The organism is Candidatus Ruminimicrobium bovinum (assembly GCF_902760015.1).
GTDB classification, from domain to species: Bacteria; Elusimicrobiota; Endomicrobiia; order Endomicrobiales; family Endomicrobiaceae; genus Ruminimicrobium; species Ruminimicrobium bovinum.
Genome location: NZ_CACWEU010000089.1, coordinates 1 through 6,829, shown reverse-complemented (window position 1 = coordinate 6,829; position 6,829 = coordinate 1). Strand labels below are relative to the sequence as shown.

Annotated in this window: 8 protein-coding genes; 4 read left to right on the top strand and 4 right to left on the bottom strand. The window is 31.8% G+C overall.

The window, feature by feature from the left end; all coding sequences use genetic code 11:
• Window positions 1-14: 14 nt before the first annotated feature.
• Both ACMUOV_RS03095 and ACMUOV_RS03090 read right to left on the bottom strand, forming a co-directional pair.
• Window positions 15-848: a deoxyribonuclease IV gene (locus tag ACMUOV_RS03095; RefSeq protein WP_413853592.1), complete on the bottom strand. Its 834-nt coding sequence runs from the start codon at window positions 846-848 to the stop codon at window positions 15-17.
• A 4-nt stretch (window positions 849-852) separates the two neighbouring features.
• Window positions 853-1,551, bottom strand: coding sequence for an SIMPL domain-containing protein (locus ACMUOV_RS03090; protein ID WP_413853591.1), 699 nt, complete (start codon window positions 1,549-1,551; stop codon window positions 853-855).
• A 151-nt stretch (window positions 1,552-1,702) separates the two neighbouring features.
• On the opposite strand from ACMUOV_RS03090, the gene ACMUOV_RS03085 reads away from it, so the two are divergent.
• The 3 genes from ACMUOV_RS03085 (at window position 1,703) to tyrS (ending at window position 4,622) form a co-directional block, all read left to right on the top strand.
• Window positions 1,703-2,365, top strand: coding sequence for a L,D-transpeptidase family protein (locus tag ACMUOV_RS03085; protein ID WP_413853589.1), 663 nt, complete (start codon window positions 1,703-1,705; stop codon window positions 2,363-2,365).
• Window positions 2,366-2,464: 99 nt separating this feature from the next.
• Complete coding sequence (locus ACMUOV_RS03080) at window positions 2,465-3,430, top strand: ATP-dependent 6-phosphofructokinase (protein ID WP_413853587.1); 966 nt, start codon at window positions 2,465-2,467, stop codon at window positions 3,428-3,430.
• A gap of 31 nt (window positions 3,431-3,461) precedes the next feature.
• Window positions 3,462-4,622, top strand: a complete 1,161-nt coding sequence (gene tyrS, locus ACMUOV_RS03075) for a tyrosine--tRNA ligase (protein ID WP_413853585.1) — start codon at window positions 3,462-3,464, stop codon at window positions 4,620-4,622.
• Here the strand turns inward: tyrS and ACMUOV_RS03070 are convergent.
• Window positions 4,612-5,127 (bottom strand): nitroreductase family protein, encoded by a 516-nt coding sequence (locus ACMUOV_RS03070; protein WP_413853583.1) that lies wholly within the window; start codon window positions 5,125-5,127, stop codon window positions 4,612-4,614. The genes tyrS and ACMUOV_RS03070 overlap by 11 nt on opposite strands.
• 87 nt (window positions 5,128-5,214) lie before the next feature.
• Here ACMUOV_RS03070 and ACMUOV_RS03065 point away from each other — a divergent pair, with 87 nt between their 5' ends.
• Window positions 5,215-5,796 carry a hypothetical protein gene (locus ACMUOV_RS03065; protein WP_413853582.1) on the top strand — a complete coding sequence of 194 codons (582 nt, stop codon included), beginning with the start codon at window positions 5,215-5,217 and terminating at the stop codon, window positions 5,794-5,796.
• Between the two features lie 309 nt (window positions 5,797-6,105).
• Here the strand turns inward: ACMUOV_RS03065 and ACMUOV_RS03060 are convergent.
• Window positions 6,106-6,829, bottom strand: a 724-nt coding sequence (locus ACMUOV_RS03060) for a thiamine pyrophosphate-dependent enzyme (protein ID WP_413853581.1), incomplete at its 5' end; no start/stop codon positions are given.

Below are 6,829 nucleotides of genomic sequence, written 5' to 3'. Positions count from 1 at the left end.
TGAGTATGATTTATTTAAGATGTAAATAAATTTTTTAAAATGCTTATTTCTTTTGCATAACCTTCAATTTCGTTTGGTGTTTCCAAATAGAAAGGTAAATTCGAAAGATATTTGTTGTTGATAATTTGTTCAAATGTTTTTATTCCTATTGAACCCTGCCCTATTTTTTGATGTCTGTCTTTATGACTTGCAAACGGATTCATACTGTCATTTAAATGAACAGCTTTTAAATTTTTAAGACCTATTTGTTTGTCAAATTGTTCCAATACTCCGTCTAAATCATTTACTATATCGTAACCTGCATCGTAAACATGGCAGGTATCAAAACATACACCTATTTTATCTTTTAAATTAATTTCATCAATTATGGTTTTTAACTCTTCAAATTTACTGCCTATTTCACTGCCCTTTCCTGCCATTGTTTCAAGTAAAACCGTTGTGGTTTGTTCCGGTTTTAGAATTTCATTTAATAAATTTGTTATAAATTGTATGCCCGTTTTTACACCTTGCCCTACATGGCTTCCCGGATGAAAGTTATACATATTACCGGGAATAAATTCCATCCTTCTTAAATCATCAATAAAAATATTTTTTGCCAATACTCTTATTGCTTCATCGGCAGAACAAGGGTTTAACGTATAAGGAGCATGTGCTAAAACCGTAGTGAAATTATTTTCTTTTGCAATTTTTAAATAATTTTTTATATCCTGTTTATCTATATCTTTCGCTTTAAAACCACGCGGATTTCTTGTAAAGAACTGAAAAGTGTTTGCCCCTATGGACAAAGCTTGTTTGATTATAGCTTCAAAACCGTCCGCTATTGATAAATGGCAACCTATGTTTAGCATAAATTTATTTTATTTTAAAAGTTGCATTTACCGTTACCGCTATTTCTTTCTCTCTTGAAGATGTGTCGTAAATACCATAGTCCGAAACATCGGTGGATAACGGTTTTCTTATTTGAAAAATACCCGACCTTGCCGACATTAAACCGCAAACTTTATTGCCGGAACTTTTTGCAATTTCTTCCGCCCTTGCTTTTGCATCTGTTGTCGCAACGGCAAGCATTTGTGCTTTAATATCGGCCAAATTTGAAATAAAGTATTCTATGTTTGAATACTGAGGTATTATTCCCGCATTTCTTAAAGAGTCTAAATCAAGTGCAAGTTTTTCTATTTTATCAACATCGTTTGATCTTGCTTCAATTCTTTGGTTGAAATTGTAACCGATAACACTGTTGTTACCGTAATTTGCATAAGAATTTACCGGTTCAATAAGAATATTTTTTTCTTCTATCCCGTTATCAAGCAAATATTTTTTTATCTTTTTTAATTCATTTTGTATTAAAGTATATCCTTCCATCTGATTTGAAACTCCGGTATTTTTTGAAATTGTAACATTCCATTTTGCGACATCTGCCGTTAAACTTTTAACACCCTGTCCGACAACTCTTATGGATTGTTCCTGTTTTGCCGACACAAAAAACATTCCTAAAATAAAAGATGAAATTATTAAACCGATAGCTAAAATACCTGCAATTTTGTTGTTCATAAATTTCTCCTGCTTTTTATTTTTATTTCCTTTTATTCTATCATAATTATAATTTTAAATAAATATTTTTTTATTTTAAATTTTTCAATGTTTTTATAAATAAAAATGTTGATGATATAAATTTATTAAAAAAATTTGATATAATATACCAATGAATATCAAAAAAATATCAATTTTAATTTTTTTATATGTTTGTGTTAATTGCTTTGCTCAAACAAATAATGAATTGTTTATTGATAAAAATCCTATACCTAATAAATATAGAAATGATGAAACGGTTCAACAAATAATATACGTAAATTTTGTTGAAAACAGTAATGCTTTATTTAAAATGTATGTCAGAGATAAAAAACAAAATAACGGATGGAAACTTGTTTTGGAAACAGATGCTTTTATAGGCAAAAACGGTTTTGGCAAGCAAACAGAGGGTGATTTAAAAACTCCTATCGGTGAGTTTAATGTTACAAAAGCTTTCGGAATAAAGAAAAATCCCGGAACAAAATTAAAATACCTCAAAATTAATAATAACCTTTATGCCTGCGATGAAAACTGCGAATATTATAATCAGATAATAGATTCCAAAAAAACAAAACATCAGTGTAAAGGAGAACATTTAATAGACTATTATCCTCAATATAATTACGGGTTGTGTATTGATTTTAATTCTGAAAATATTTATCCTAACGGTTCAAATATTTTTATTCATGTAAAAGGTAATAAAGATTATACTGCAGGTTGCATAGCTATTGATGAAAAAAGCATGATTACTGTTCTTAAAAATTCTACAAATAAAACAAAAATTATTATTTATTAAAATTTTATATCAATATTATATTGCACGGAATTTGCAAATAATATAAAATAAAAAAATTATTGAATTGTAAAATATTTATCTACCGAGGAGGAAACTCTAATGGCAAAAAGAAGAATAGGTATTATTACCGCAGGCGGTGATGCACCGGGAATGAATGCGGCGGTTAGGGCTGTTGTTAGAACCGGTATTTTTTGCGGTTTTGAAATGGTTGGCTTTAAAAGAGCTTTTGGCGGGCTTTTAGACGGGGATTATATAAATATGACGGCAAGAACAGTAAGCGGAATAATAAACCTCGGCGGAACAATTTTAAGAACCGGCAGATGTCCGGAGCTTAAAACCGAAGTTGGCAGAAAAAAAGCATTAAAAGTTTTAAACGAATTAAATATTGACAGTCTTGTAATTATCGGCGGAGACGGTTCGCTTGCTGCAGGAAATGCACTAAGTAAAGAAGGTGTAAAAGTTGTAAATTTACCCGCTACCATAGATAATGATGTCGCAGGAACCGAAGAAACTATAGGTTATGATACGGCGCTTAATACCGCCGTTGATGCAATAGATAAAATAAGAGACACTGCTCAAAGCCACGAGAGAATTTTTGTTGTTGAAATTATGGGCAGGCACCACGGATTTTTAACACTTGCGGTAGGGCTTGCATCCGGAGCGGAAGTTATAGTTGTTCCGGAAGTTAAGCTTGATATGGATGACCTTTGCGACAAATTCAGATATGCAAGCAGTTCCGGTAAAAAATCATTGATAGTTGCTTATGCCGAAGGGTGCGGCAACTCCTTTGATTTTGCAAAACAAATTGAAGATCAAACAGGGCTTGAAGTAAGAGTCAGTAATTTGGGGTATATTCAAAGAGGCGGTATTCCGACGGCAAGGGAAAGAATTTTAGCTTCCATATTCGGTGCCGAAGCAATAGGAGTATTAAGAGAAAATAAAACAAATGTACTTGTAGGAATAGAAGAAGGAAGAATAAAACTTACACCTTTTGACGAACTTCCAAAACACGAAAGAAAATTTGATGTGGAAGATTATAAGTTGTTACAAAGACTTTCAATTTAAATAACTGTATAACTATGTATGGAGTAAAACAATGTCAATAGAAGAAGCACTTTCATTAATAAGAAGAGGAACAAACGAAATAATTTCGGAAGAGGAATTAGCAAAAAAACTTTCTTCCGGTAAAAAATTAAGAATAAAGCTCGGTGTTGACCCGACTGCTCCCGACTTACATTTGGGACACAGTGTTATTATAAATAAATTGAAAGTATTTCAAGATTTGGGACATCAAATTGTATTTTTAATAGGTGATTTTACTGCAAGAATTGGTGATCCTTCAGGACGTTCTGCAACAAGACCTATGATGACCGAAGAGCAAATAATGAAAAATATAAAAACTTATCAGGAACAGGTTTTTAAAATTCTTGATAAAAATAAAACGGAAGTTGTTTTTAACAGCAAGTGGTTAAATGCTTTGGGAATAGAAGGTTTATTAAAACTTGCTTCAAAACATACCGTTGCACAAATGCTTGTCAGGGACGATTTTGAAAAAAGATTTAAAGCCGATATTCCTATAAGCATTGTTGAATTTATGTATCCGTTATTGCAGGCATATGATTCCGTTGCACTAAATGCGGATGTTGAACTTGGCGGTAACGACCAAAAATTTAATTTGTTACTCGGACGTGATATGCAAAGAGATGCCGGTCAGGAACCGCAGGTTGTTATAACAATGCCGTTACTTGTAGGAACCGACGGTGTTAAAAAAATGTCAAAATCGTATAAAAATTATATAGCATTAAATGATACACCGGGTGAAATGTTCGGTAAATTAATGTCGATTTCCGATGAACTTATGATGGTGTATTATGAACTTTTAACACAAGAAGATTTGGCGCAAGTAAAACAAATGCACCCGAAAGAAGCAAAAATGAAACTCGGTGAAATTATTGTTGAACGTTATCATGGTAAAGAAGCTGCCGAAAATGCAAAAAACGAATTTAACAAAATTTTTGCCCGTAAAGATTTACCGACCGAAATTGAAGAATATAAGTGTGATAAAGATAAAATAAAATTATCGGAACTTTTATTTGTTTCAAAAATGGTATCAAGTAAAAACGAAGCAAGAAGGTTAATTGAACAGGGCGGAGCAAAAGTTGAAGGTAACAAAATAACTTCCGATACCGAGATTGAAATTAAAGACGGTATTATTTTGCAGGCGGGTAAAAGAAAGTTTAAAAAAATTATAAAATAGTTACTATTTCATTAATTGATTTTCTTTTAAAATGCCAATCACTCGGCTTTGATTTGTCAGACGGATAACCTAATGCCAAAAACATTGAGGGAACAATATTTTCCGGTAATTTAAAAGTTTCGGATGCCGTTTTTGAATTAAAACCTCTTATCCAAAGCGTATGTATACCAAGTGTTTCCGCTTCATACATCATTGTGGTTGCCGCAATACTTATATCCTGTTCGCCCGAGTTATAATTTTCTTCTCTTTTATTTTTCCAAACTTCATTTTTATCATAACAAATTAAAATCATTAAAGAGCAATTGTAAGTAAACGGTGTAACATTTGCTGCAAGTTCAAGAGCTTTTTTACTTTTTAAAATATAAAATCTTTGCGGTTGATAATTACAAGCAGTAGGAACAAGCCGTCCTGCTTCAAGTATTTTATCAAGTTTTTCCTGCTCTATTGGAATGTTGCTAAAAAATCTTTCCGAATATCTTTTGCTTACCAATTCTAAAAAATCCATAACGTCTCCTAATGTTATAATATTGTTTTATAATTTTGATTATATCATAATTTTAAATTTTTATTTTCTTTTTTGTATAATTCAAATATGAAGACTAATATACCTAAAGCAGGGATAATTTTATATTTATCAATTTTTATTTTGATAGGTTTTTATTGTACGTTAATCGGTTGTTTACCTGTTAAAATAAAAATAAACAATGTTAATGATGTGGCAACGGCACAAATTCACAAAAAATCAGTTGTGCCGCCGTTCAAAGATGTTAATATAAATATATCAAATTTAAAATTGGCTGTAGTAACCAGTTCAAGAAGTTCGAAAGGCGGAACAACTTACAGAGTAGAACTTGAAACTTATAACGGACAAAGATATCCTGTTACATTTTATTATTCGTCCGGATATTCGTCAAAAGCAAAACTGCAGGATAAAATAAATGAAGCGATACGAAATAAAACAGATTTTGATTATACGGTAAGACAAGTGTTTATGATAATTTTCGGTTTAATTTTTATGTCGATACCTTCTGTTATTATGTTTGCTTTTATGAAAGGCGGGTCAACAACATCAAAATTAAATAAAAACATAACCGCAACAAAAAATATATCCGGTGAAACAAACGAGTCGGAAGAAGAAAAGTATAAAAAAATCAATGACTCAATAATAAAATAATTATTATCAAAATTTAGTAATAGAATTATATAGTTTTTTATTTTTATCAGCCCAATATGTGTTTGAACTTTTCACTAAAAATATATAAACTACCTTTTAAAATTTATGCAATAAATTTTTAGGCAATATGTAGGTTTTGTGGTTCATTATTCTTGGCTATCGAAGACTTTTCGAGTTTTGAATTAGAACGAAGAAATTAAAAAAGTTTTATAATAAATAAAGAAACGGCAATTATCAAAATATTTGGTAGTTGCCGCTTCTTTTTATAAACCTATAACCTCATAACCTAAAATAATGCACAATTGTGCATTATTTTATTACTTCCTCTCCGCAGAGGTTACAAATCTTTTCCCACTTTGCATCAACATCGGCCTGAATATTAGCCAACAATTCTGCATTGTTAGGTTTCAACAAATGTTTAAACCTCGACTGATATTTAAAGAATTCTCCGACGGGAAGTTTCTTTCCGCCTCTCGGTTTTTTTGTCATTTTATATTTGCCGTTTACCACTTCATAAACAGGCCAAATACATGTATCAACAGCCAATCTTACCATTTCCATTGAATCTTCCGGTTTACAACCCCAACCGAGACGGCAAGGTGTTAATACATTGATAAATGTAGGACCGTCAGTATCCAAAGCTTTTTTAACTTTTGTCATATAATCGTTAAAATCGCCGATTATTGCTTGTGCCGCATAAGGAACATTATGTGCTGCAATTATTGCGGTTAAATCTTTTTTGGGTTGTTCCTTACCTTGTTTAACTTTGCCTACAGGTGATGTAGTTGCACTTGCACCTTGAGGTGTTGCACTGCTTCTTTGAATACCCGTATTCATGTATGCTTCGTTGTTATAGCAAACATAAAGCATTCTGTGACCTCTTTCCATAGCACCGGAAAGTGATTGTAAACCGATATCATAAGTTCCGCCGTCACCGCCGAATGCAATGAATCTGATAGGTTCATCTTTTATTTTGCCTTGTCTTATTAAACTTTTGTATGCTGCTTCTACTCCGGAACATGTAGCTGCAGAG